Below are 25,372 nucleotides of genomic sequence, written 5' to 3'. Positions count from 1 at the left end.
GTCTTCTCTATTAAGGAGAAAGTTTTTCTTAGTTAGGGAAAAAGTTTTTATCAGTTAAGAAAAAACTTTGTTTATGGTTTGCGGATGTCTATCCCAAGCCTTGGGATAGACATCCGCAAACTGGGGATATGTATCCGCAGTGTGCGAACAAAGTTTTAGGATTAAGGGATACTGTTTGAGAATATACGTTTATTTCTTTGCGATTGCTTTCAGCAGTGCATATCCTCCGAACCACTGAATCAGCATGCCCGGAATGCCCATACGGAAATCTTGCACAGCCAGAAAGAAATTACCGCACAACGCCCATTCAAAGACCGTACCGATAATTTGATAGGAGAGGACTACACCCAGCAATGCCAATAAAGAGATATTCTTGGCATAGCGTGCAGCAAGAGCGGCGGTTCCGGCCAGCAGACCGGACTTTATAAGTATGGCCGGCAACACGGCTGCTGCAGGCATGGCAAAAAGCAGATGATTGATGACCGGAGACAAGAGAGCCGTCAGCAGACCTACCTTGAAACCATATTTATAAGCAGCTATCAGTGTAAAGAAATAGATGGGAAGCAACGTCGGACCGCCTGCCGGGACCAGATGGCAGAGTTGCGGCAAGGCGATGTTTCCTGCCACGAACAGCAGGACGAATAGATAGGTCTTTACGTTGCCGAAAGGCAGGGAATAAAGTTTTGCAGATGTTTCCATTTGTATAATATTATGCATTAATTGATAAATCTATTTTTAATATGACTGTTTAAGACAGAAAAGGTTTAGTCAAATCTTCACCAATTCATATTTCATGGTTCCCAATCCGATTTTCTCGGCATGGCGCAACCCGGCAAGCCAGTCCGTGTCGGGGTGCATCAAGTGGAACTTGTCGCATCCACACAAGTCATCGTGTTCGTGTGCCGTGGCAAGGCAATTGTTACCGTGCAGTATCGGGGCTTGGATGACCATATCTGCACATGCCTTGTCCAGTGCAACCGGGTCTGCCGAAGCCAGAATGCCGAGGTCGGGCACGATGGCGGCATCGTTGTGGTTCCAGCAGTCGCATTCGGGAGATACGTTCATGATGAAGCTGATGTGGAAATGGGGCTTGCCCATAACGACAGCGAGGGCATATTCCGCAATCTTGTAGTTCAGGCGCTCGGAAGTATCTTCGGCTCCCATCACGGCACCGTCGTGCTGGCAGAGGGCTACGCACTGTCCGCAACCTACGCATTTGGCGTAGTCTATTTCTGCCTTGCGGCTTGCATTGAGGTGCACGGCGTCGTGTGCGCAGTGTTTCACGCAGATGTTGCAGCCTATGCAGTTTTCTACGTCAATCTTGGGTTGCGAGGCGCAGTGCAGTTCCAGCTTTCCGCCTACGCTGGCACATCCCATACCCAGATTCTTCAAGGCGCCGCCGAAACCGGCTTGTTCGTGTCCCTTGAAGTGGTTCATACTGATTACAATATCGGCGTCGGCTATCGCTGTACCGATTTTGGGTGCCGGACAATATTCCCCGTTCAGAGGGATTTCGCGGTAGTCCGTTCCTTTCAGCCCGTCGCCGATAATGACCTGGCACTGGGCCGAGATAGGGTTAAAGCCATTCTCCATCGCACTTTGCAAGTGGTCTACGGCATTGGCACGACGACCGGAATACAGCGTGTTGCAGTCCGTCAAGAAAGGTTTGGCTCCCAGGCTGCGAAGCAGGGTTGCCATTCGAGCTGCATAATTGGGACGTAAGTATGCCAGGTTACCGGGTTCGCCGAAATGGATTTTAATGGCAGCAAAGCTATCTTTCAAAGGAAGTTGCTCGATGCCTGCCCTTCTCAGCAAGCGTTCCATTTTATCCAAAAGATTGGATGTAGGGGAGGTACGCAAGTCAGAGTAGTATACTTTTGCTTTTTCCATGTGTTTTTACCTATTTATTGTGATAGTATCTGCAAAAATAACAGATTATTTCATATTAATAGGTATATGGCTAAAAAAAGTAGGGATTTTAGACGTCATTGATTCACTGTTCAAGAAAGACGATGCCAGGAACATTTTGGGCATACGCTACTAAGGAGCAGGCTTGTCAGAACGCATTGTCCGTTGGTGCCAAACACATGATGTATCGGAGGCTGACAGATAATGCGTTTAGGGTAAACAGATAATGCGTTTCGACGAGCTCTTATTCCGATAAAGGAAAGTGCCATAACGGACCGTTTCCGTGTCCTATATCCATGTTTTTCCCCTGATTTATCGCAATACTGATATACTCTTTAGCCTTGCGGACCGCTTCATCGGGTTTGCTGCCACCGGCAAGAAATGTAGCTATGGCAGAGGAAAGGGTACACCCCGTGCCGTGCAGGTTACGGCTCTCTATTTTGGGGTTGGAATAGAGGATGCATCCGGATGGCAGGACGTCAGCCCCGGCAGAAGGTTGCCGGCAATAAAGCACGTCGCACATGTCATTGCCCTCCAGATGTCCGCCTTTGACGAGGACAGCGGTGTTGTATCTGCAGGATAATTCCCGTGCCGCTTGCTGCATCTCTACAGTGCCGGCAATGGTTTGCCCCCACAGCAGGCTTGCTTCATTCAGGTTGGGAGTAATGAGGGTGCATAGCGGAAACAGTTCCGCCTTAATGACTTGTATAGTTTCTTCGGTCATCAGTCGCCGTCCACTGGTCGATATCATGACGGGGTCATAGACTATACACTCCGGAGTATAAGTCTGAAGACAATCGACAATGGCGGTCACAATACTGGCATCATGTACCATACCTATCTTGACGGCATCCGGCCTTAAATCATCCATAACAGAGGTGATTTGTGCTTTAACCATATCCGCAGGTATCGGATAAACCGATTGTACTCCCAGTGTGTTTTGTGCAGTAACAGCCGTGATGACGGAAGCGGCATAACCTTCCAAAGCGGAAATGGTCTTTATGTCTGCTTGTATGCCTGCACCGCCCGAACAGTCGGAACCAGCAATGGAAAGGATAATAGGGGGAAGCATGAGATAATTAAAAATTAAAAATTAAAGAAGGGGGGAGGAGAGCTGTTTCAGGTGGAGGAAGTGGGGGATGAAATCTTCCTTCGCTTGCTGCCAGATGTCTCCTAGCAGGACGGCACCTCCGAAACCTAAAGCGGCTATTTCCGGAAGATGCTCCAGGCTGATGCCACCCAATGCCATGACGTTGGAGTCGATAATACCAGCTTTCTGTGCCTTCTTCAAGGTATCGCAGGAGTAAGCGGAAGAGTAGCCTTCTTTGGATATACTGTCATAAATGGGACTGAGGAACACATAGTTACAATCTGATTTATGTTTCAACACTTCTTCAAGAGAGTGGCAGGAACAACTGATGTGTCCCTTATATCCGGACGGTATCTGCGGATTGCGCCCGTTCAGATGAATTCCTTTCAGACCGAAAACGGATGCCAGCTGGAATTGCTCATGCGTGACAATGCGCGGCATATATTCCATCGGTAGTTGTTGAAGAAAATTCCCCATCTCCTCTGCCGAAGCTCCCGGCTTGCGCAGGTGGAGTATTTCCAAACCGTTTTGGAATAAGGAGGTAACTGCCGCTGCTTCTCCTTCAAAGAATTGCGGCGTGGTAATGACTATCAGCTTCATATCTTTATGGATGTTTGTCTATAATGAGAAAATATACGACTGCATGGTCCTTAAATCAATCGTCCATAGCTTTCCAACCAAGGGTTCACCGTAGCCGCAAATCAGTTTCAATACTTCATTGGCTTCTACGCTACCCACAATGGCAGGGGTTACGCCGATAACCGATTTGTCCGGAGACGGCATGAGCAGTGTCCCTTCTTCATCCGGATAGAGGTCACGGTAGTTTTTCGCACCTTCACCGTAGCAGAAGACGGACACTTGGCCTTCAAAGCCTTGAATGGCACCATAAACGTAGGGCTTTCCCCAAGCGTTGCATACGTCATTCAGCAAGTAGCGGGTAGCGAAGTTGTCACACCCGTCTACCACTATATCGTAGTTCCTTATCAGTTCCCCGGCATTCTTCTTGTCCAGACGGAAGGGGTACGCTTCCACGTTTACATCGCTGTTCAAACCCTGCACTCTACGGGCGCCACATAGAGGTTTAGGCTGCCCAAGGTCAGCTTCAGCATACAGAACCTGACGTTGAAGATTACTGATGCTGACCTGGTCATCGTCCACCAATCCCAGCGTTCCGACTCCTGCTCCCGCCAGATAGAGGGCAATGGGAGAACCCAATCCTCCCACACCGACTATCAACACCTTGGCATTACGCAGTTTCTCTTGTCCGGCTTCGCCTATTTCAGGGAGGGACGTTTGTCTGGCATATCGGTTCATTTGTTCATTATTATTAAGGTTCTGTATTCGGCCACTCATCTCTTGAAAGCCTTCAAATCAAAACTCGCATCCCAATCTTTCCACACCGGTTCGCGCCCCAGGCGTTTCAACGCTTTGTCCACTTCCACAGCCTTGCGCTCGTCGCTGACATGAAACTGTTCCAGCGTTTGCGGATAGCTGTAATATCCTCCCGGCTCGGTCTTGCTTTCGGCGCTCATGGTTGTCACACCAAGTGTTGCCATATGGTCGCGTATATCGGCAGGCTCGCGGGTGGAGTAGGAGATGTCCACATCATGGTCAAAGATACGCATGGCAAAAGTGACTTGTGCCAGTTCGCGGTCGCTCATGATAACATTGGGCTGGAAGCCGCCATTCTCCGAAGGACGCATACGGGGGAAGTTGACGCTGTATTTCGTCTGCCAATAATGCTTCTGGAGATAGCGCAGGTGATAAGCCATCATGGTGATGTCTGTCCGCCATTCTTTCTCCAGACCGATGAGCACTCCCATGCCGATGGAATGGACGCCCGCCTGCCCCATACGGTCGAAACCGTTGACACGCCATTCAAATTTGGACTTCATGCCGCGGGGGTGGTAGATGTTGTAATTCGCTTTGTGATAGGTTTCCTGAAAACAAATCACACCGTTCATGCCGTGCTCTTTCAGCTCTGCATACTCTTCCGCCTTTAAGGGCATCACTTCTATTTTCAGATTGCTGAAGTAGGGTTTTGCCAGGTCTAGTGCACGGGCTATGTAGGGCACGCCTGCTTTGGCCGGATTTTCTCCCGTCACCAACAGCAAATTCTCGAAAGGTGCCAGCTTCTTGATGGCCTTGTATTCGTTCACGATTTCTTCTTCCGTCAGTATGGTACGCGGCATGGGGTTGCTGATATGGAAACCGCAATACACGCAAGAGTTGGTGCAGGAATTCGTGATGTAAAGAGGCACGAACATGGAGATGGTCTTCCCGAATCGTGCCTCGGTGTATTTCTTGCTCAATCGTGCCATCGTCTCCAGATAGGGAGCAGCGGCGGGTGAGATGAGGGCCATGAAGTCCTCTACATTACAATGTTCTTTGGAGAGGGCACGGCGTACATCCGCATCTGTCTTGGCATGGATGCGTGCCGTGGTTTCCTCCCAGGATATATGTTCTAATTCGTCTGAAAACATAGTGTTCTATCAATTCCCATTTATTTCTTTTTTAATTCTCTCGACAACCGCATTGCGCAGAAGTTTGGTCCGCACATCGTGCAATACTCCCCATCCACATGCTTCCCTGCATGGAAATAGCTGAACGCACGTTCCGGGTCGAGCGACAAGTCAAACTGGTCTTTCCAGCGGAATTCATAACGTGCTTTGCTCAGTGCATTGTCACGCACTTGTGCTCCGGGATGCCCTTTTGCCAGGTCGGCAGCATGGGCGGCTATCTTATAGGTGATGACACCTACACGCACATCCTCCTTATCGGGCAGCGCCAGATGCTCTTTTGGGGTGACATAACAGAGCATGGCCGTACCCAGCCAACCTATCTGTGCCGCGCCGATGGCAGACGTAATATGGTCGTAACCCGGTGCGATGTCCGTCACGATGGGGCCGAGCGTATAGAAAGGCGCATCGTGGCATTTTTCTATCTGGCGCTCCATATTCTCCTTAATCTTGTGCATGGGCACGTGGCCGGGACCTTCGATGAAAGCCTGCACATTCTTGTCCCAAGCACGCAGCACAAGCTCGCCCATCGTGTCGAGTTCTGCAAACTGCGCTTCATCGTTGGCATCGTGCGTAGACCCCGGACGCAGTCCGTCTCCCAAAGAGATGGCCACATCATACTGTGCCAGAATATCGCAAATGTCATCAAAGTGTTCGTAAAGGAAACTCTCGCGGTCGTGCACCAGGCACCATTTGCTCATGATGCTGCCACCACGGCTCACGATACCGCACAGCCTTTTCTCGGCCAGATGCACATTATGGCGGCGTATACCGGCATGGATGGTGAAGTAGTCCACTCCCTGCTCGCATTGTTCAATCAAGGTGTCGCGGTAGATTTCCCAGGTGAGGTCCTCCACCTTGCCGTTCACTTTCTCCAATGCCTGGTAGATGGGGACAGTACCTACCGGAACGGGACAGTTACGGATAATCCATTCGCGCGTTTCGTGGATATTCTCCCCGGTGGAGAGGTCCATCAGCGTGTCGCCTCCCCATTTACAACTCCACAAAGCCTTTTCCACCTCTTCTTCAATGCCGGAGGTGGTGGCGGAGTTTCCGATATTGGTATTTATCTTCACCAGGAAGTTACGTCCTATAATCATCGGCTCTGCTTCGGGATGGTTGATGTTGGCAGGAAGCAGGGCACGTCCGGCGGCAATCTCCCGGCGTACAAATTCCGGTGTGATGTGTGTCTCTATTCCCAGCTTCGCGCAGTTCATGTTCTCGCGAATCGCCACATACTCCATTTCAGGCGTGATGATGCCTTGCTTAGCATAGTACATCTGTGTGCAGCATTTTCCTTGAAGGGCACGGTAGGGCAGGGTGATGTGCTCAAAGCGCAGAGAATCGAGTGACCTGTCGTCGCGGCGCATGCGTCCGTACTCCGACGTTATTTCGGGAAGCTGCTCCACATCGCCGCGTTTCAGTATCCACGGTTCGCGCAGGCGGGGCAGCCCTTTCTTTAAATCCACTTCGACGGCAGGGTCGCTGAACGGTCCGCTGGTATCATACACATACACTTCTGGGTTCGGAGTAATCACCTTTTCTCCATCTATGAAGTTCGTACTGGGCACTTGTTCCACTTTGCGCATAGCTACGCGCAATTCGGGAAACAAGGTACCCGGCAAATATACTTTCTCAGAACGGGGGAATTTTATCTTCTGCTTCATTGCATTGTCAGTTTTATAGGTTCAAAAAAGCCGTCAGCGGTGAGCTGGCTTCCGCAACAAAATTATCGGTTTGTGCGCCCAGACCTGCTTCGTATGCCATGCGTCCTGCCTCTACAGCCTGCTTGAACGCTACCGCCATGGCCACGGGGTCGCCCGCCACTGCAATGGCAGTATTCACCAGGCAAGCCGACGCGCCCATTTCCATAGCCTCTGCCGCATGGCTCGGGGCGCCGATACCGGCATCCACCACTACGGGGATATTGGCTTGCTCAATGATTATCCTCAAGAAATCCCTTGTCTGCAGTCCTTTGTTTGTGCCGATAGGAGCACCCAGCGGCATGACGGTGGCGGCACCTGCCTCTTCCAGTCTCTTGCACAGTGTGGGGTCTGCCTGACAATAGGGCAGTACTACGAAGCCCAATTTGACCAGTTCCTCCGTGGCTTTCAACGTCTCCACAGAATCCGGCAACAGATAGCGGGGATCGGGGTGTATCTCCAGTTTCAGCCAGTTCGTGCCAAAAGCCTCACGCGCCATCTGTGCGGCAAAAACAGCTTCTTCGGCATTGCGCACGCCGGAGGTATTGGGCAGAAGCTGAATGCCGGGATGTTGTATATGCACCAGCATATCATCTTCCTTATTGTCCAGTTCAATTCGTTTCATTGCCACCGTCACCATTTCCGTGCCGGATGCCAAGATGGATTGTTCCATCACTTCGTCGGAATGGAACTTTCCGGTTCCTAAAAACAGGCGGGAGTTGAACTCACGTCCCGCAATCACTAATTTTTCCATGTCAGTAGTGTTATATTAATTTTTCGTTCTTTACTTTTTCCCCTGCTTCTTCATTCTTTATTAAAGAAATGATTCTCCGCATCTCGTCTGCCGGACTATCGGCATGCAGCACCGTGCCGGATAGGGCAATTCCGCTGACTCCCGTCTGCATAATGGCGGGAATGTCTGCAATGGTAATTCCTCCGATGGCAACCATGGGCAGGCATACGTTCTCCTCCCGCATCCGGTTGACGATGGCGGCATAGCCTTCCAATCCTAATATCGGGCTTAGGTTCTTCTTGGTGGTGGTGTAGCGGAAAGGGCCGCAGCCTATGTAGTCGGCACCAGCTTTGTAGTGTTGCTGTACATCCTCAAAAGTATTGGCGGTACCGCCTATAATGTACTCCGCGCCCAGAATCCGGCGTGCGTCGGCTATGGGCATGTCTTTCTTTCCAAGATGTACGCCGTCGGCACGCAGCTTCTTTACCAGTTCCACATGGTCGTCAATGATGAAGGTCGCACCGTATTGTCGGCAAAGGGCCTGCACCTCTAAGGCTACGGGTTCTATCGTTTCCACCGGGGTGTCTTTCATGCGCAGTTGCACCCAGCGGCAACCGCCCTCAAGAGCCATGCGTGCAGCATCCAGGTACGAATATCGCTCCGTATAGTGCGTGATGAACTGCATTCCTCCGTTTTTCAGCCTCTCGTCCTTCATCTTCCTCACCCTCCGCAAGCCGCTTTGATAATGATGATGGACATGTATTCCCTCAGGGCGCATTTTGTCCATTCCGTGCGAAATACAATATGGTTGTCTACGGCCACGGCAATGCCTTGCACCGGTAGGGCAAGTTCCTCGATAAGTTGTGAAAGGGTAGTGGCGCCGGTTTTCACTTCCTTGTTGTTGACCAATACTTTCATTTTTCTGTTCATTAAGAAATAAAACAATGGAAGTAAATACAAAGAAGCGTCTTTACGGCAAGTTTAGTGAAGAAAAAAATATCCAATTCCTACGGCAGTACTAACTGCATCAGGTTCGAGGGTATAATCTCAGCCCGTCAGGGCACCCCTTTGTCTTTACGGCAACAAAGGTAAGGGAAAATCGGAAATAAAAAACAAAAGGAAGCTTTTTTTCTGCCTGTCTCTGACTTTTCTTTTCCTTACCATCTCCGTACCTATACAGACGTAGCAGATAGAGAAGAGATTACAAGAGGAAAGTAAAGCTCTTTAAAAAGAAAGGCTGCCTCTCCGAAGAAAGACAGCCTTGAAGATATACTATACACAAAGAATTATGCAATCCCGTGAGCCGTTGCTTCCGGTGCAATTTTCTTGATAAGACCTTGCAGTACTGCACCAGGACCGCACTCTGTGAAGTCCGTAGCACCATCGGCAACCATGTTCTTCACTGTTTGCGTCCAACGTACCGATGCTGTCAGCTGAGCCACCAGATTCTTCTTGATTTCTGCCGGGTCAGTATGAGGCATAGCGTCTACATTCTGATATACGGGGCACTTCGGAGCATGGATTTCTGTTGCATTGATGGCTGCTTCCAGTTCCACTTTGGCAGGGTCCATCAATGGAGAGTGGAATGCACCGCCTACCTTCAACGGTAAGGCGCGCTTGGCACCTGCAGCCTTCATCAGTTCGCAAGCCTTGTTGATACCTTCTATGGAACCGGAAATTACAATCTGTCCCGGGCAATTATAGTTGGCTGCCACGCAAACTTCACCTTCGGCACTTACCTGGGCGCAGATTTCCTCAACCTTTTCATCCGGCAGGGCAATTATGGCTGCCATAGTGGAGGGCTGTGCTTCGCAAGCCTTTTGCATAGCCATGGCACGGGCATACACCAGTTTCAGACCATCTTCAAAGCTCAGTGCACCGGCAGCAACCAAAGCGGAGAACTCGCCCAGTGAGTGACCGGCGGTCATCTCCGGCTTAAAGTCATCGCCCATGCAGAGGGCGGAAATAACGGAATGAAGGAATACGGCAGGTTGGGTAACTTTAGTCTGGCGCAGGTCTTCATCTGTACCGTTGAACATAATATCAGTAATACGATACCCGAGGATATCATTTGCTTTCTCAAAAAGTTCCTTGGCTAATGCCGAATTTTCGTACAGGTCCTTTCCCATGCCAACGAATTGGGCACCTTGACCCGGAAATACAAATGCTTTCATATTTACTCGTTTTTTAGTGTTTAAATAAAAAGTGCTGCAAAGGTAGAGGTTTTTCTGATATTCACCGCACAAACGGATGTTTTTTGTGCAATACCCTTACTTTAAGGAGGAAGCTAAAATACAATATGTATGCTTGGGTCTTCTGTGATATCCGGATACTGAAATACTTATAAATGAAACACTTCCTCCTTATTGTACTTCCTACAATTAGACCTCTTGTGTATTCTTGTAAATTACATATTGTATTCCATACGATAACAACTGAAAATGATATTGTATAAAGTAAGATATGTATTCAGTTGAAAAATAATGCTTTATAACATTGTAAAAATATTCTTTTCCTTTGTCGCAAATTAGAAAAACCTATTTATATTTGCAGCGCTTAACGAGATATATTATGCAAAACATAGAACAAAAAACGCCGTTGGCAAACAATCATATCTCTGTGGACTGTGTAGTGATTGGTTTTGACGGAGAACAGCTAAAGGTTCTGCTGATTAAGCGTGCAGGAGAGGAAGAAGGAGAAATCTTTCATGATATGAAGCTTCCCGGAAGTCTGATTTATATGGATGAGGACTTAGATGAAGCTGCCAAACGGGTGTTGAATGAATTAACGGGCCTGAAGAACGTCAATCTGATGCAATTTAAGGCATTCGGTTCAAAAAACCGTACGAAGGACCCCAAAGATGTGCATTGGCTGGAACGTGCCATGCAGTCCAGGGTGGAACGTATTGTCACCATAGCCTATCTTTCCCTGGTGAAGATAGACCGCGCATTGAACCGTGATTTGGACGATTATCAAGCCAGTTGGGTAGCCATGCCGGATATAAAGGCTCTGGCATTCGACCACAACCTGATTATCAAGGAAGCCATTACCTATGTCCGCCAGTACGTCGAGTTCAATCCGTCTTCACTGTTCGACTTATTGCCGCGTAAGTTCACCGCATCCCAGCTTCGCACTTTGTACGAGCTGGTGTATGACAAGCAGTACGACGTACGCAATTTCCATAAAAAGATAGCCCTGATGGAATATGTCGTTCCTCTGGAAGAAAAACAGCAAGGCGTGGCCCACCGGGCGGCACGTTACTACCGTTTTGACAAAAAGATATACAATAAAATCCGACGGTAGCCGGATTTTGAATTCTTCATATCACTTTCATTCTTTAATATTGATAGAAATGTATTTATTAGGTTATGACATCGGCAGCTCGTCTGTAAAAGCGAGTCTGGTAAATGCGGAAAGCGGCAAATGTGTATCGTCTGCCTTCTTCCCCAAGACTGAAGCGGAAATTATCGCAGTGAAGCCCGGCTGGGCAGAGCAAGACCCCGGAAATTGGTGGGAAAATTTGAAACTGGCCACACAAGCTGTATTGGCAGAATCCGGAGTAAACGCAGAAGACATCAAGGCGATTGGTATCTCTTATCAGATGCATGGCTTGGTATGTGTAGATAAAAACCAGCAGGTGTTGCGTCCTGCCATTATCTGGTGCGACTCCAGAGCCGTGCCCTACGGACAAAAGGCTTTCGAAACATTGGGAGAGGAGACTTGCCTTTCACATCTGCTGAATTCTCCGGGCAACTTCACGGCCTCCAAACTGGCTTGGATTAAGGAGAATGAGCCTTCCGTTTACGAAAAGATTCATAAGATAATGCTGCCGGGCGACTATATCGCCATGAAGTTGAGCGGTACCATCTGTACCACGGTGTCCGGTTTGTCCGAAGGGATGTTCTGGGATTTCAAGAACAACCGGGTTGCTGATTTTCTGATGGAGTATTATGGATTCGACTCCTCTCTGATTGCCGACATCAAACCGACTTTCTCCGAGCAGGGACGCGTCAATGCTGCTGCAGCCGCAGAGCTGGGTCTGAAAGAAGGTACGCCTATCACTTACCGTGCTGGCGACCAGCCCAACAATGCCCTTTCCCTGAATGTATTCAATCCGGGTGAAATAGCTTCCACCGCCGGAACATCCGGCGTGGTATACGGCGTGAACGGTGAGGTGAACTACGACCCCAAGTCACGTGTCAACACCTTTGCACACGTCAACCATACTGCCGGGCAAACCCGTCTGGGTGTTCTGCTGTGCATCAATGGTACGGGCATCCTCAATTCATGGGTAAAACGTACCGTTGCTCCCGAAGGCATCTCCTACAGCGATATGAATCTGCTGGCAGCACAAGCTCCCATCGGCAGTGCCGGCATCAGCATCCTGCCCTTCGGGAACGGTGCGGAGCGTATGCTGGAGAACAAGGAAATAGGCTGCTCCATTCATGGCATCAACTTCAACCAGCACGGCAAGCAGCATATCGTCCGTGCAGCGCAGGAAGGCATCGTTTTCTCCTTCAAATATGGAATCGACATCATGGAACAAATGGGCATTCCCGTGCAGAAAATTCATGCCGGCAAGGCTAATATGTTCCTCAGCCCGCTGTTCCGCGAGACATTGGCCGGTGTGACGGGAGCTGTCATCGAACTGTATGATACCGACGGCTCTGTAGGTGCCGCCAAAGGCGCCGGAATCGGTGCGGGCATATACAAGGACAGCAACGAAGCATTTGCCACGCTTGAGAAGCTCGAGGTGATAGAGCCGAAAGTGGCAGACCGCCAGGCTTATGCCGACGCATATGCGCGCTGGAAACACTGTCTGGAAGAAGCAATGAGATAATGTATGATTGATTCATGGCATCTTGATATGAACAAATTTTTGCAACTTATTTAAATCAAATAATTAATCCTTTAAAACAAAATTAAGATTATGGCAACAAAAGAGTATTTTCCCGGAATAGGAAAGATTAAATTCGAAGGTAAAGAGAGCAAGAACCCGATGGCATTCCGTTACTACGATGCCGATAAAGTAATCATGGGCAAGAAAATGAGTGAATGGCTGAAGTTCGCCATGGCATGGTGGCACACTCTTTGCGCAGAAGGCGGCGACCAGTTCGGTGGCGGAACAAAGAAATTCCCCTGGAACGGTGAGGCTGACAAGGTTCAGGCTGCCAAGAACAAAATGGACGCCGGCTTTGAATTTATGCAGAAAATGGGTATCGAATACTACTGCTTCCACGATGTAGACCTTTGCGAAGAAGCCGAGACCATTGAAGAATACGAAGCCAACCTGAAGGAAATCGTAGCGTATGCCAAGCAGAAACAAGCTGAAACCGGCATCAAGCTGTTGTGGGGTACCGCCAACGTATTCGGCCATGCTCGCTATATGAATGGCGCAGCCACTAACCCCGATTTTGATGTAGTGGCACGTGCCGCCGTTCAAATCAAGAACGCCATCGACGCTACTATCGAGCTGGGAGGTTCAAACTATGTATTCTGGGGCGGTCGCGAAGGCTACATGTCTTTGCTGAATACAGACCAGAAACGTGAGAAAGAGCACCTCGCACAGATGTTGACCATCGCCCGCGACTATGCCCGTGCCCGCGGATTCAAAGGTACCTTCCTGATTGAACCGAAACCGATGGAACCTACCAAACACCAGTATGATGTAGACACCGAAACCGTTATCGGCTTCTTGAAGGCTCACAATCTGGACAAGGATTTCAAGGTGAACATCGAAGTGAACCACGCTACTTTGGCGGGTCACACCTTCGAGCACGAACTCGCAGTAGCCGTAGACAACGGTATGCTCGGCTCCATCGACGCCAACCGTGGTGACTACCAGAACGGCTGGGATACAGACCAGTTCCCCATCGACAACTTCGAACTGACCCAGGCCATGATGCAAATCATCCGTAACGGAGGTTTTGGCAATGGCGGTACAAACTTCGATGCCAAGACCCGTCGTAACTCCACCGACCTGGAAGACATTTTCATTGCCCACATCGCCGGTATGGACGTGATGGCACGTGCACTGGAAAGTGCAGCCAAACTGCTTGAAGAGTCTCCTTACAAAAAGATGCTGGCCGACCGCTATGCTTCCTTCGACAGTGGTAAAGGCAAGGAATTTGAAGATGGCAAACTGACGCTGGAGGATTTGGTAGCTTACGCAAAAGCCAACGGTGAGCCGAAACAGACCAGCGGCAAGCAGGAATTGTATGAGGCAATCGTGAATATGTACTGCTAATAATGATCAATGTTTAGTGATTAGTGGTTAATAGGTTGCGCATGAAGTGTTTCAATATTAATCATTAATCGCTAATCATTAATCGCTAATCATTAACCATTAATCATTAATATCATGAATTATACAGAAAAAGGCAGTAAACTCTACCTCTTCTCTATTGTGTTGGTAGCCGTCATTGGAGGATTGCTTTTCGGTTACGATACAGCAGTCATATCCGGTGCCGATAAAGGGCTTCAGGCATTCTTTATGGGTGCCCCCGATTTTGTCTACACAGATACGATTCACGGCATTACCTCTTCCAGTGCACTTATCGGATGTATCATCGGTAGTGCTCTTTCGGGATTCTTCGCATCCAATCTGGGACGTAAGAATTCTCTTTTCATAGCCGGCGTCTTGTTCTTTCTGTCGGCATTAGGCTCCTACTACCCGGAATTCCTTTTCTTCGACTATGGTGTTCCTTCCTATTCCTTGCTCGTGGCATTCAACTTCTACCGTGTATTGGGAGGAATCGGCGTTGGTTTGGCATCCGCCATCTGCCCGATGTATATTGCGGAAATTGCGCCGAGCAACATTCGCGGGACTCTGGTATCATGGAACCAGTTTGCCATTATCTTCGGCCAGTTAGTGGTTTACTTCGTGAATTTCCTTATTTTGGGCGAGAATTCAAATCCGGTGATAAAGGCCATTGAAGGAGTCAACCAGATTCTGAATCCCGAAGCGGCAGCATGGACCACAGAGATAGGATGGCGTCTGATGTTTGTCAGTGAGGCTGTTCCTGCAGGAGTCTTTGCGTTGCTCGTACTGTTTGTTCCCGAAACGCCACGCTATCTTGCCATGAGTGGCAAGGATGATAAGGCACTCCAGGTGTTAAGCCGTATCAACGGCTTGGCTCAGGCAAAGGTTATTCTGTCTCAAATCAAAGCCACGGCAGAGGAAAAGACGGAAAAGCTTTTCACTTATGGCTGGATGGTTATCTTTATCGGTATCATGCTGAGTGTATTCCAGCAAGCGGTAGGTATCAACGCCGTACTCTATTTCGCACCGCGTATCTTCGAAACGATGGGAATGGGCAACCCGATGGTTCAAACCGTCATCATGGGTATCATCAATATTCTGTTCACGTTGCTGGCTGTCTTTACAGTCGAGAAATGGGGACGTAAACCGCTGCTCATCTCGGGGTCTATCGGCATGGCGATAGGTGCTTTCGGAGTAGCTCTTTGCAACGTTGTGGCAGGGCTTCCTCCCATGTTGGCTGTTGTCAGCATCATGGTCTACAGTGCTTCGTTCATGTTCAGCTGGGGCCCCATCTGCTGGGTACTGATTGCTGAAATCTTCCCGAATACCATTCGTGGCGCTGCAGTAGCCATTGCCGTAGCCTTCCAATGGATATTCAATTTCATTGTATCTTCCACCTTCGTACCTATGTACAATATGAGTTTGGGAGATATGGGAGACAAGTTCGGGCACATGTTTGCTTATGGCTTATACGGAATCATCTGTGTGGTGGCCGCTCTGTTTGTCTGGAAGCTTGTTCCCGAAACGAAAGGCAAGACACTGGAAGACATGACCAGACTGTGGAAGAATAGAAAAAATAATAGATAAGAACGTTATTGAAACTGTTCATATAAAATGAGAAAGAGGAGGCTTGATGAACGCCTCCTCTTCTTGTTATCATCCCATATATTCTCTCTTATCTGTCCAAGATGAGAAAGAAAAATCTTCAAAAGGAAAGATAACATGTAAAGATAAACTGTACCTTTGCACTGTTTTTAATCAGGAATAGCAAGAAAGTTATGGATTCAATGAAAATCAATAAGGTACAGATACGCAATCTGCAGATTGAAGATTATGACCAGTTGGCACAATCGTTTACGCGTGTTTATTCAGACGGAAGCGATGTGTTCTGGACACACAAACAAATAGAAAAGCTGATACGAATCTTTCCCGAGGGGCAGATTGTGACGGTGGTTGACGAGAAAATCGTGGGCTGTGCACTTTCCATCATAGTGAACTACGATGATGTGAAGAACGACCACACCTACGCTCAGGTTACGGGCAAGGAGACTTTCAATACCCACAATCCGAAGGGTAACATCCTTTATGGCATCGAAGTCTTTATTCATCCCCAATACCGCGGCCTGCGTCTGGCACGCCGCATGTATGAATACCGCAAGGAACTTTGCGAAACATTGAACTTGAAGGCAATCATGTTTGGCGGACGTATCCCCAACTACTATAAATATGCTGACCAACTCCGTCCTAAGGAGTACATAGACAAGGTGAAGCAAAAGGAAATCTTCGACCCGGTGCTGACCTTTCAGCTCTCCAACGACTTCCACGTGCGCAAGGTGATGCGCAACTATCTTCCCAATGATGAGGAGTCCAAGCACTATGCCTGCCTGCTGCAATGGGACAATATCTACTATCAGGCTCCCACACAAGACTATGTAAGCCCCAAAACTACCGTCCGTGTCGGCTTGGTGCAATGGCAGATGCGTACCTACAAGACACTGGATGACCTCTTTGAACAAGTGGAGTTCTTTGTGGATGCCGTGAGCGACTATAAGAGTGACTTTGTCCTTTTCCCCGAATACTTCAATGCACCGCTGATGGCAAAATTCAACAATGAGGGCGAATCGCAGGCCATCCGTGGACTGGCGGCCTATACCGAGGAAATCAGGGAGCGTTTCGTCAAGCTCGCTATCAGTTATAACATCAATATCATTACGGGCAGTATGCCGCTTATCAAGGAGGACGGATTGCTATACAACGTAGGATTCCTCTGCCGGCGTGACGGAAGCTATGAAATGTATGAGAAGATACACGTCACTCCCGACGAAATAAAGTCTTGGGGATTGAGTGGAGGCAAGTCCATCCAGACGTTCGACACGGACTGTGCGAAGATAGGCGTGCTGATATGCTACGATGTCGAGTTCCCCGAACTGAGCCGCATCATGGCGGACCAAGGCATGCAGATACTCTTTGTGCCTTTCCTTACCGATACACAGAATGCTTACAGCCGCGTAAAGGTATGCGCCCATGCCCGTGCCATCGAAAACGAGTGCTTCGTCGTGATAGCCGGCAGTGTAGGTAATCTTCCCCGTGTGCACAACATGGACATTCAGTATGCCCAGTCCGGTGTATTCACTCCCTGCGATTTTGCTTTCCCCACAGACGGCAAGCGTGCGGAAGCCACTCCGAATACCGAAATGATTCTTGTATCGGATGTGGATCTGGATTTGCTGAACGAGCTGCATACCTACGGCAGTGTACGTAACTTGAAAGACCGGAGAGGCGATTTGTACGAGGTGAAGATGAAAAAATAACCTTTCCACGCCGGGTTTTTCATCGTACCCGATGCCACACTTCAGTAACTTAAATGCCACACTTTACCGCCTCAAGTGCCACATTTCGTAGTCCGAAACCTATGGCATTCCGGATGATCAAATGTGGCATTTAAGTTACTGAAGTGTGGCATTTCGGATAGTAATTCCATAGTTTATTCGTGTCTTTACACAACTTTTACTCTAAAAACTGAAACAATGGTCAAAAAAGCTTTCTCCGCTTCCGAAATACCTCTTTGCATCAATGTGCTGCGATTACTTAACTACCGTCTGGCCTCCGGTGAACTGATTCTGTCCGACTGGCTTACGGTGAAACAGATTGCTTTTAATATAAGCCTTTCCATTACTCCTAGGCGCGTGTAGAGGAGGAAACCCGTATTCTCCGCACCCGGCAGGAAGTCATCATCAGGCAATTTTCCATCCTGGGCTTCCTGAAAACTGACATAAAGGTCAATTCTGTCACTTATGAACGTGTCCGCTATTACTTCGTAGACTTCATCCTCTATTTTGCCTTCCACGCCACTATGCAGCAGAAGAAGAGCAAGGAAGAATAGCTGAAGCCTGCCTACACTATAAATCAATGAGGCAGCCGCCCAAGTCTATGAAGAGCGCCGCCAATATTATAGTGATGGGGGACTGACCGGAGATGTGAAGCCTGAATGCTCAAAATCCGCCATGCAATTACAGCATCAAAAAACGCCTTTCTTGCCTATGTGGACGAAATCCTGCCCCAAAAGAAAGAACCCGAAAACCTGATGTATTACTTTCTCTCTTTCGATGAGACATTGGATTGTTTCGGAGTGGTGAATCATTTCCTTAATTATTCCATCTTGAATTATAGTTACATCAGCGGCAGTTGAAGTCTATTCGCAGATGATGCTGCTATTATTTTTTTTCAATGTGATATTTTATTATTCTTTCCCATGCTGTTTTGCACGCTTATTGCTGATTGCAGCAATGACATTCGCAGAATTCTACATACCGTTTGTTGAACTCAGCAAAATAGCCCTCTTATTTGTAGTTTTCAGGTCGCTTGTTTGAACTAAATTTACGTTTTGCCGTTTTTTGCTTAGAACCCCGTGGGTTTTAGTGCTTTTCTTAGAAAGGTCACATCAAGCGGATATTACTTCCACACATCCATTGAACTGACGCCAAATAAAACATTTTATCGCACTAAGCCAGCTTTTTCTACCTAAAAAGTCTCTTGTATCTAAGTTTTTTGTAAATTTGCACTCTTAAAATAAAGAAGATGGCTTTTGATGTACCAAAAAACATGCTGGTCAAGAGTATTCTTCAATCGTAAATTGTCAAATAGTAAATATCAAGATGGGTAAGAAGTTTGCCGAATATTCGAAGCTTGACCTTTCCGAAGTGAACGGAAAAGTGTTGGAGAAATGGGACGAAAACCAGGTTTTCGCCAAGAGTATGACAGAACGTGAAGGTTGTCCTTCTTTCGTGTTTTTCGAAGGACCTCCTTCGGCCAATGGTATGCCGGGTATTCACCACGTAATGGCTCGCTCCATTAAGGACATTTTCTGCCGTTACAAAACGATGAAGGGATTTCAGGTAAAGCGTAAGGCCGGATGGGATACTCATGGATTACCCGTGGAACTGGGTGTGGAAAAGGCGCTTGGCATTACGAAAGAGGATATTGGCAGGACTATTTCTGTGGCAGAATACAATGCTGCCTGCCGCAAGGACGTCATGAAGTTCACCAAAGAGTGGGAAGACCTGACGCACAAGATGGGCTACTGGGTGGACATGAAGAACCCCTATATAACTTACGACAACCGCTACATCGAAACGTTGTGGTGGCTGTTGAAGCAACTCTACAAGAAAGGACTGCTTTATAAAGGATATACCATACAACCGTATTCTCCCGCTGCCGGTACAGGACTCAGTTCGCACGAGCTGAACCAGCCCGGATGCTATCGTGACGTAAAAGATACGACCGTAGTGGGGCAGTTCAAGATAAAGAACCCGAAGCCGGAAATGGCAGAGTGGGGGACTCCTTACTTCCTGGCATGGACTACCACTCCGTGGACATTGCCCAGCAATACCGCACTCTGTGTAGGGCCTAAGATTGACTATGTAGCCGTGCAGACCTACAACAGCTATAGTGGCGAGAAGATGACCGTCGTTCTGGCAAAAGCATTGCTCTATGCACACTTCAATAAAAAAGCGGAAGGCATTGCATTAGAGGATTATAAACCGGGAGACAAGCTGATACCTTTCAAGATTGTAGGTGAATACAAGGGACCGGACTTGGTAGGTATGGAGTACGAGCAACTCATCCCGTGGGTAAAGCCGATAGATGTGGCCGAAGACGGCAGTTGGACTGCCAGCGATAAAGGTTTCCGTGTAATCGCGGGTGATTATGTAACGACCGAAGACGGTACGGGTATCGTACACATCGCCCCGACCTTTGGTGCGGACGATGCCTTTGTGGCCCGTGCTGCAGGCATACCTTCCCTGTTCATGATAAACAAGAAAGGTGAAACTCGCCCGATGGTGGATCTCACCGGTAAGTTCTATTTGATAGATGAACTGGATGAGGATTTCGTAAAGGCATGTGTCAACGTGGACTTGTATAAGGAGTATCAGGGCAAGTGGGTAAAGAATGCTTATGACCCTCAATTCACCGTAGACGGCAAGTATAATGAGCAGGCTGCGCAAGCTGCCGAATCATTGGATATCGAAATCTGCATGATGATGAAAGCCGCTCATCAGGCATTCAAGATAGAAAAGCATGTACACAACTATCCGCACTGCTGGCGTACGGACAAACCCGTATTGTACTATCCGCTGGATAGCTGGTTTATCCGCAGCACCGCTTGTAAGGAACGTATGATAGAGTTGAACAAGACCATCAACTGGAAGCCGGAAAGCACCGGTACGGGACGTTTCGGTAAGTGGCTGGAAAACCTGAATGACTGGAATCTCAGCCGTTCACGCTACTGGGGCACTCCGCTGCCTATCTGGCGTACAGAGGACAATAGCGAGGAAAAATGTATCGAGTCTGTAGAAGAACTTTACAACGAAATAGAGAAATCCGTAGCTGCCGGTCTGATGCAGTCCAACCCCTACAAGGACAAAGGCTTCCAGCCGGGTATATATACCGAAGAGAATTACGACAAGATAGACTTGCACCGTCCTTACGTAGACGATGTTATCCTTGTTTCCAAAGACGGCAAGCCGATGAAGCGTGAAACGGACTTGATTGACGTATGGTTTGACTCCGGTGCCATGCCTTATGCACAGATACACTATCCGTTCGAAAACAAGGAACTGCTGGACAGCCATCAGGTATATCCTGCCGATTTCATTGCCGAAGGAGTGGACCAGACACGCGGCTGGTTCTTCACGCTGCACGCCATCGCCACGATGGTGTTCGACAGCACCGCTTATAAGGCTGTTATCTCCAACGGTCTGGTGCTCGACAAGAACGGAAACAAGATGTCCAAGCGTCTGGGCAATGCCGTAGACCCCTTCTCGACCATCGAGAAATACGGTTCCGACCCGTTGCGCTGGTACATGATCACCAACTCTTCTCCGTGGGACAATCTTAAGTTCGACGTGGATGGAGTGGAAGAGGTGCGCCGCAAGTTCTTCGGAACACTCTATAACACCTATTCATTCTTCGCCCTCTATGCCAATGTAGACGAATTTGAATACAAGGAAGCCGACGTGCCCATGGCAGAACGCCCTGAGATAGACCGTTGGATTCTCTCCGTACTGAATACGCTGGTGAAGAACGTGGATACCTGCTACAATGAATACGAGCCCACGAAAGCAGGACGTCTCATTTCTGAGTTTGTGAACGACAATCTCTCCAATTGGTACGTTCGTCTGAACCGTAAACGCTTCTGGGGTGGCGGTATGACGCAGGACAAGCTCTCTGCATTCCAGACACTCTATACCTGCTTGGAAACTGTAGCCAAGCTGATGGCGCCCATTGCTCCGTTCTATGCCGACATGCTGTACACAGACCTGATTGCAGCTACGGGACGCGACAACGTGGTTTCCGTACACCTTGCCAAGTTCCCCGAATATAAGGAGGAAATGATAGACAAGGAATTGGAAACCCGCATGCAGATGGCACAAGACGTCACTTCTATGGTATTGGCACTGCGCCGCAAGGTGAACATCAAAGTCCGCCAACCGCTTCAGTGCATCATGATACCGGTAGTGGATGAAGAACAGCGTGCACACATCGAGGCTGTGAAAGCACTTATCATGAACGAGGTGAATGTGAAAGAAATCAAGTTTGTGGACGGTGCTGCCGGTGTACTGGTAAAAAAAGTGAAATGCGACTTCAAGAAGTTGGGACCGAAATTCGGAAAACAGATGAAAGCTGTGGCTGCTGCCGTGGCCGGAATGTCTCAGGAGGCTATCGCTGAACTGGAGAAGAACGGTTCCTATACGTTCGTCCTGAACGGTACGGAAGCTGTGATTGAAACTGCCGATGTGGAAATCTTCAGCGAGGACATCCCGGGCTGGCTGGTTGCCAACGAAGGTAAACTAACCGTAGCTTTGGAAGTTACCGTAACCGAAGAGTTGCGTCGTGAAGGTGTTGCGCGCGAGTTGGTGAACCGTATTCAGAATATCCGCAAGTCAAGCGGTTTTGAGATAACCGATAAAATAAAGATTACATTATCAAAAAATCCTCAAACAGATGATGCAGTAAACGAATATAAAGACTATATTTGTAACCAAGTTTTAGGAACTTCACTGACGCTGACAGACAACGTAGAAAATGGTGCAGAACTAAACTTCGACGATTTCTCGCTGTACGTGAGCGTAGTGAAAGAATAATTAAATACTAACCTGATTAACACGTAAAAGTTATGGCAGAAAAGACAAGATACTCAGATGCTGAATTGGAAGAATTCCGCGCTATCATTCTGGAGAAGTTAGAGTTAGCACAACGTGACTATGAATTGTTAAAGGCTAGCCTGACGGGTGCAGACGGCAATGACACCGACGATACATCTCCTACGTACAAAGTGCTGGAAGAAGGTGCCAACACCTTATCCAAGGAAGAAACCACACGTCTGGCCCAACGCCAGTTAAAGTTCATCCAAGGATTGCAGGCTGCTTTGGTGCGCATTGAGAACAAAACATATGGCATTTGCCGCGAAACCGGCAAACTGATACCGGCAGAGCGCCTTCGTGCAGTGCCCCATGCCACTTTGAGCATCGAAGCTAAAAACAACGGCAAGAAATAAAAATGGGTAAATTCTTTACGAAAGGACGGATAGCCTTACTCATTATATTCTCGGTATTAATTATAGACCAGATTATCAAGATTTGGATTAAGACTCACATGTACTGGCACGAGAGCATCCGAATCACAGATTGGTTCTACATCTACTTTACTGAGAATAGTGGCATGGCTTTCGGTATGGAAATATTCGCCAAACTGTTTCTCACCTTGTTCCGTATTGTTGCGGTAACGGTGATAGGTTGGTTTCTGCATAAATTCGTGAAGCTGGGAATGAAGACGGGATTCATCGTCTGTGTGTCTTTAGTCCTGACGGGAGCTTTGGGTAACATTATTGACAGCGTCTTTTACGGTGTACTGTTTAATGAAAGCACTCATTCGCAGATAGCTTCTTTCCTGCCTGAAGGGGGAGGATATGCTTCCTGGTTTCACGGCAAAGTGGTAGATATGTTCTATTTTCCTATCATAGATACAAACTGGCCCACATGGATGCCGTTCGTCGGTGGTGAACACTTTATTTTTTTCAGCCCGATATTCAATTTTGCAGATGCAGCAATCAGCTGTGGTATGATTGCATTGCTGTTGTTCTATAATAAGGATTTCAATGATGCCTATCACGCAGCCATAAAGAAATCATGAAAGGAATAAATCGAATTCAATGGTGTAGTGTAGTCCTTCTGGCATTCAGTCTGACGGCTTGTAAGGTGAAAAGACCTGAGACCGTCCTTCCGGATGCCAAGATGGAAAACGTGCTTTACGATTATCACATAGCCAAAGCTATGGGTGAAGAAGTACCGTATAACGAAAGCTATAAGCGGGTTCTTTACATTGAATCGGTTTTCAAGAAATATGGCATCACTCAGGCCGATTTCGACTCTTCTATGGTCTGGTTTGCCCGTAATCCGGAGGTACTTACCAAAATCTACGAGAAAGTGAATGTACGCTTAAAAGCCGAAAGAGACGGTATCAACCACTTGATTGCCCTGCGTGACAACAAGCCGAAAGAATCACTTCCCGGAGACAGTATCGACGTGTGGATATGGCAGCATATCTATCAGTTGACGGGCATGCCCCTGGACAACAAGATAACGTTTACGTTGCCTTCAGACACCAATTTCCACGACCGTGACACGTTGCGCTGGAGCGCACGCTTCCGTTTTCACAACGGTGCACCGGACAGCATACATGCTCCGTTGATGGCGATGCAGGTTCTTTATGAGAAGAATGACAGTGTCATCAGTGCCATTCGGAAAGTACAAGGCACAGGTGTGGAAACGCTCACCTTGTTTGCCGATACCTTAGGAGAAATCAAGGAAATACGCGGGTTCATCTATTACCCGCAGCAGGAGACTCCACAGCCTTTGCTGGCAGACCGTATCTCACTGATGCGCTATCACGCCACAGACAGTCTGGTCATTGCCCCAAAGGACAGCCTTCAGCAGGCCACAGACTCCCTTCGCAAGGACAGTATCGGGAAACCAGAGAAATTGAAGCCTCTGAAAATTCAGGAGCAGGAAAATGCCACAACTCCTAGAACCATACGTCCCCGTCCGAAAGCATGAAACGCTACGCTTCCCATTTTCTGTTTCTTCCCAGACATGGCTATCTGAAACAATATGTGGTGGAGATAGGTGAAGGACAGTGTGTATCACGTATCTTCCCATTGACAGAAGAGGTGGAGAATACGGAATGGCTACCGGGCGTCATAGCTTTGCTTACGGAGGCGGAAACAGACTATCCTCATTTTGATACGTGCTGCAATATACTGACGGCAATCCCTCCGGTTATCGAGGAAGAATTGTCTTGTTTGATTCCCTGGTTGTTTTTCCCTTTTGATTTTACTACAATGCTGCCTGGCGCCGGAACTCAGCGCAAACTACTGCTGTAGCAATAGCCACGTTCAACGACTCCGAGGTCTCACGGCCGGCGGGATAATTCGGTATGTATAGTTTGCGGTTGATGAGTGCCTCCACTTCTTTTCCGATGCCATTTCCTTCATTTCCCATCACAATCAGCCCATTTTTCGAGAGTGATTGTCCGTACATATTCTCTCCGTCCAGGAAAGTGCCGTAAACGGGAATATCCTTCAGTGAGCGAATGAGCTCGGGTAGGGGAGTATAATGCAGTCTGACGCGTGCGATACCTCCCATCGTGGCCTGCACTGTTTTGGGATTATAGATATCCACCGTATTGGGCGAACAGAATATATGCTCTATCCCAAACCAATCGGCAAGGCGGACAATCGTTCCCAGGTTACCGGGGTCTTGCACATCATCCAAAGCCAGACAGAGGGAGCGGCTGATGACGGAAACATCCGTCTCCTCATCCGGCTGCCGGAACACAGCCAGCACTTGTTGGGGAGTTTTTAGCAGGCTGGCACGCGAAAGTTCTTCCTCCGATACTTCCGTGACATCCGTTACAGTGGAGATAGGGCGGTTCCGGGAAAGCCATTCTGAAGTTGCCAGCAAGAACTGACAAGGAAAATGTCCCAACAAATCCCCTACGAGTTTAGGTCCTTCTGCCAGAAATACCTTGTCAGCCTTCCGGTTCTTTTTCTGCTCCAACGAGTGGATATATTTAATGCGGTTTTTACTTAATGCCATA

At 48.3% G+C, this 25,372-nt stretch carries 24 protein-coding genes and 1 riboswitch; of the genes, 11 read left to right on the top strand and 13 right to left on the bottom strand.

Annotated features, from left to right (window positions below):
• Nucleotides 1–189 precede the first annotated feature (189 nt).
• From DWY57_RS19025 to fabD, 11 genes are all read right to left on the bottom strand, one after another.
• Nucleotides 190–699, bottom strand: a complete 510-nt coding sequence (locus tag DWY57_RS19025; protein WP_057087573.1) for a hypothetical protein — start codon at nt 697–699, stop codon at nt 190–192.
• A 69-nt stretch (nt 700–768) separates the two neighbouring features.
• The gene (locus DWY57_RS19020) at nt 769–1,890 is read right to left on the bottom strand and encodes a DUF362 domain-containing protein (protein WP_119962270.1); all 1,122 of its coding nucleotides are present in this window, start codon (nt 1,888–1,890) and stop codon (nt 769–771) included.
• 262 nt (nt 1,891–2,152) lie between these two features.
• On the bottom strand, nt 2,153–2,980 hold the full coding sequence (gene thiD / locus DWY57_RS19015) for a bifunctional hydroxymethylpyrimidine kinase/phosphomethylpyrimidine kinase (RefSeq protein ID WP_119962269.1): 828 nt from the start codon (nt 2,978–2,980) through the stop codon (nt 2,153–2,155).
• Nucleotides 2,981–3,001: 21 nt separating this feature from the next.
• Nucleotides 3,002–3,598 carry a thiamine phosphate synthase gene (locus tag DWY57_RS19010; RefSeq protein WP_117599607.1) on the bottom strand — a complete coding sequence of 199 codons (597 nt, stop codon included), beginning with the start codon at nt 3,596–3,598 and terminating at the stop codon, nt 3,002–3,004.
• Between the two features lie 18 nt (nt 3,599–3,616).
• Nucleotides 3,617–4,312 carry a HesA/MoeB/ThiF family protein gene (locus DWY57_RS19005; protein WP_117599737.1) on the bottom strand — a complete coding sequence of 232 codons (696 nt, stop codon included), beginning with the start codon at nt 4,310–4,312 and terminating at the stop codon, nt 3,617–3,619.
• Between the two features lie 35 nt (nt 4,313–4,347).
• Nucleotides 4,348–5,481 (bottom strand): 2-iminoacetate synthase ThiH, encoded by a 1,134-nt coding sequence (gene thiH / locus DWY57_RS19000; protein WP_117599608.1) that lies wholly within the window; start codon nt 5,479–5,481, stop codon nt 4,348–4,350.
• Nucleotides 5,482–5,501: 20 nt separating this feature from the next.
• Nucleotides 5,502–7,184: a phosphomethylpyrimidine synthase ThiC gene (gene thiC, locus DWY57_RS18995; RefSeq protein ID WP_119962268.1), complete on the bottom strand. Its 1,683-nt coding sequence runs from the start codon at nt 7,182–7,184 to the stop codon at nt 5,502–5,504.
• A 13-nt stretch (nt 7,185–7,197) separates the two neighbouring features.
• The gene (locus DWY57_RS18990) at nt 7,198–7,974 is read right to left on the bottom strand and encodes a thiazole synthase (RefSeq protein WP_117599610.1); all 777 of its coding nucleotides are present in this window, start codon (nt 7,972–7,974) and stop codon (nt 7,198–7,200) included.
• Between the two features lie 10 nt (nt 7,975–7,984).
• Nucleotides 7,985–8,668: a thiamine phosphate synthase gene (locus DWY57_RS18985; RefSeq protein WP_117599611.1), complete on the bottom strand. Its 684-nt coding sequence runs from the start codon at nt 8,666–8,668 to the stop codon at nt 7,985–7,987.
• 5 nt (nt 8,669–8,673) lie between these two features.
• Nucleotides 8,674–8,871, bottom strand: a complete 198-nt coding sequence (gene thiS / locus DWY57_RS18980; protein ID WP_117599738.1) for a sulfur carrier protein ThiS — start codon at nt 8,869–8,871, stop codon at nt 8,674–8,676.
• A gap of 69 nt (nt 8,872–8,940) precedes the next feature.
• Nucleotides 8,941–9,031: riboswitch (TPP riboswitch) on the bottom strand.
• A 208-nt stretch (nt 9,032–9,239) separates the two neighbouring features.
• The gene (fabD, locus tag DWY57_RS18975; RefSeq protein ID WP_117599612.1) at nt 9,240–10,127 is read right to left on the bottom strand and encodes an ACP S-malonyltransferase; all 888 of its coding nucleotides are present in this window, start codon (nt 10,125–10,127) and stop codon (nt 9,240–9,242) included.
• Nucleotides 10,128–10,524: 397 nt separating this feature from the next.
• Between fabD and DWY57_RS18970 the strand changes: the two genes are divergently transcribed.
• From DWY57_RS18970 to DWY57_RS18950, 5 genes are all read left to right on the top strand, one after another.
• On the top strand, nt 10,525–11,256 hold the full coding sequence (locus DWY57_RS18970; protein WP_117599613.1) for an NUDIX domain-containing protein: 732 nt from the start codon (nt 10,525–10,527) through the stop codon (nt 11,254–11,256).
• Between the two features lie 49 nt (nt 11,257–11,305).
• Entirely contained in the window at nt 11,306–12,793 is a 1,488-nt protein-coding gene (locus DWY57_RS18965) for an FGGY-family carbohydrate kinase (RefSeq protein WP_119962267.1), read from the top strand.
• Between the two features lie 90 nt (nt 12,794–12,883).
• Entirely contained in the window at nt 12,884–14,200 is a 1,317-nt protein-coding gene (gene xylA / locus DWY57_RS18960; RefSeq protein WP_117599615.1) for a xylose isomerase, read from the top strand.
• A gap of 114 nt (nt 14,201–14,314) precedes the next feature.
• A complete protein-coding gene (xylE, locus tag DWY57_RS18955; RefSeq protein WP_117599616.1) occupies nt 14,315–15,802 on the top strand; it encodes a D-xylose transporter XylE in 1,488 nt (495 codons plus the stop codon).
• Between the two features lie 191 nt (nt 15,803–15,993).
• Nucleotides 15,994–17,526 carry a carbon-nitrogen hydrolase family protein gene (locus DWY57_RS18950; protein WP_117599617.1) on the top strand — a complete coding sequence of 511 codons (1,533 nt, stop codon included), beginning with the start codon at nt 15,994–15,996 and terminating at the stop codon, nt 17,524–17,526.
• Between the two features lie 281 nt (nt 17,527–17,807).
• On the opposite strand, the gene DWY57_RS21465 is transcribed toward DWY57_RS18950, so the two are convergent.
• Entirely contained in the window at nt 17,808–18,125 is a 318-nt protein-coding gene (locus tag DWY57_RS21465; protein ID WP_243634734.1) for a hypothetical protein, read from the bottom strand.
• Nucleotides 18,126–18,203: 78 nt separating this feature from the next.
• Here DWY57_RS21465 and DWY57_RS21460 point away from each other — a divergent pair, with 78 nt between their 5' ends.
• The 6 genes from DWY57_RS21460 (at nt 18,204) to DWY57_RS18920 (ending at nt 24,656) form a co-directional block, all read left to right on the top strand.
• Nucleotides 18,204–18,404, top strand: coding sequence for a hypothetical protein (locus DWY57_RS21460; protein ID WP_226791171.1), 201 nt, complete (start codon nt 18,204–18,206; stop codon nt 18,402–18,404).
• A gap of 466 nt (nt 18,405–18,870) precedes the next feature.
• Nucleotides 18,871–22,359 (top strand): isoleucine--tRNA ligase, encoded by a 3,489-nt coding sequence (ileS, locus tag DWY57_RS18940; protein WP_117599618.1) that lies wholly within the window; start codon nt 18,871–18,873, stop codon nt 22,357–22,359.
• 32 nt (nt 22,360–22,391) lie between these two features.
• Complete coding sequence (locus tag DWY57_RS18935) at nt 22,392–22,772, top strand: TraR/DksA C4-type zinc finger protein (RefSeq protein ID WP_005654117.1); 381 nt, start codon at nt 22,392–22,394, stop codon at nt 22,770–22,772.
• 2 nt (nt 22,773–22,774) lie between these two features.
• Nucleotides 22,775–23,407: a lipoprotein signal peptidase gene (locus DWY57_RS18930; RefSeq protein WP_117964610.1), complete on the top strand. Its 633-nt coding sequence runs from the start codon at nt 22,775–22,777 to the stop codon at nt 23,405–23,407.
• On the top strand, nt 23,404–24,330 hold the full coding sequence (locus DWY57_RS18925; protein WP_117964609.1) for a DUF4296 domain-containing protein: 927 nt from the start codon (nt 23,404–23,406) through the stop codon (nt 24,328–24,330). The genes DWY57_RS18930 and DWY57_RS18925 overlap by 4 nt, the downstream gene beginning before the upstream one ends.
• On the top strand, nt 24,327–24,656 hold the full coding sequence (locus DWY57_RS18920) for a hypothetical protein (protein WP_117599621.1): 330 nt from the start codon (nt 24,327–24,329) through the stop codon (nt 24,654–24,656). The genes DWY57_RS18925 and DWY57_RS18920 overlap by 4 nt, the downstream gene beginning before the upstream one ends.
• On the opposite strand, the gene DWY57_RS18915 is transcribed toward DWY57_RS18920, so the two are convergent.
• Nucleotides 24,610–25,371, bottom strand: coding sequence for an RNA methyltransferase (locus tag DWY57_RS18915; RefSeq protein ID WP_117964608.1), 762 nt, complete (start codon nt 25,369–25,371; stop codon nt 24,610–24,612). The genes DWY57_RS18920 and DWY57_RS18915 overlap by 47 nt on opposite strands.
• Between the last annotated feature and the right edge of the window lies 1 nt (nt 25,372).

It is taken from the genome of Bacteroides sp. AF25-5LB (assembly GCF_003602965.1).
GTDB classification, from domain to species: domain Bacteria; phylum Bacteroidota; class Bacteroidia; order Bacteroidales; family Bacteroidaceae; genus Bacteroides; species Bacteroides uniformis.
This window is presented reverse-complemented; position numbering and strand designations above follow the sequence as displayed.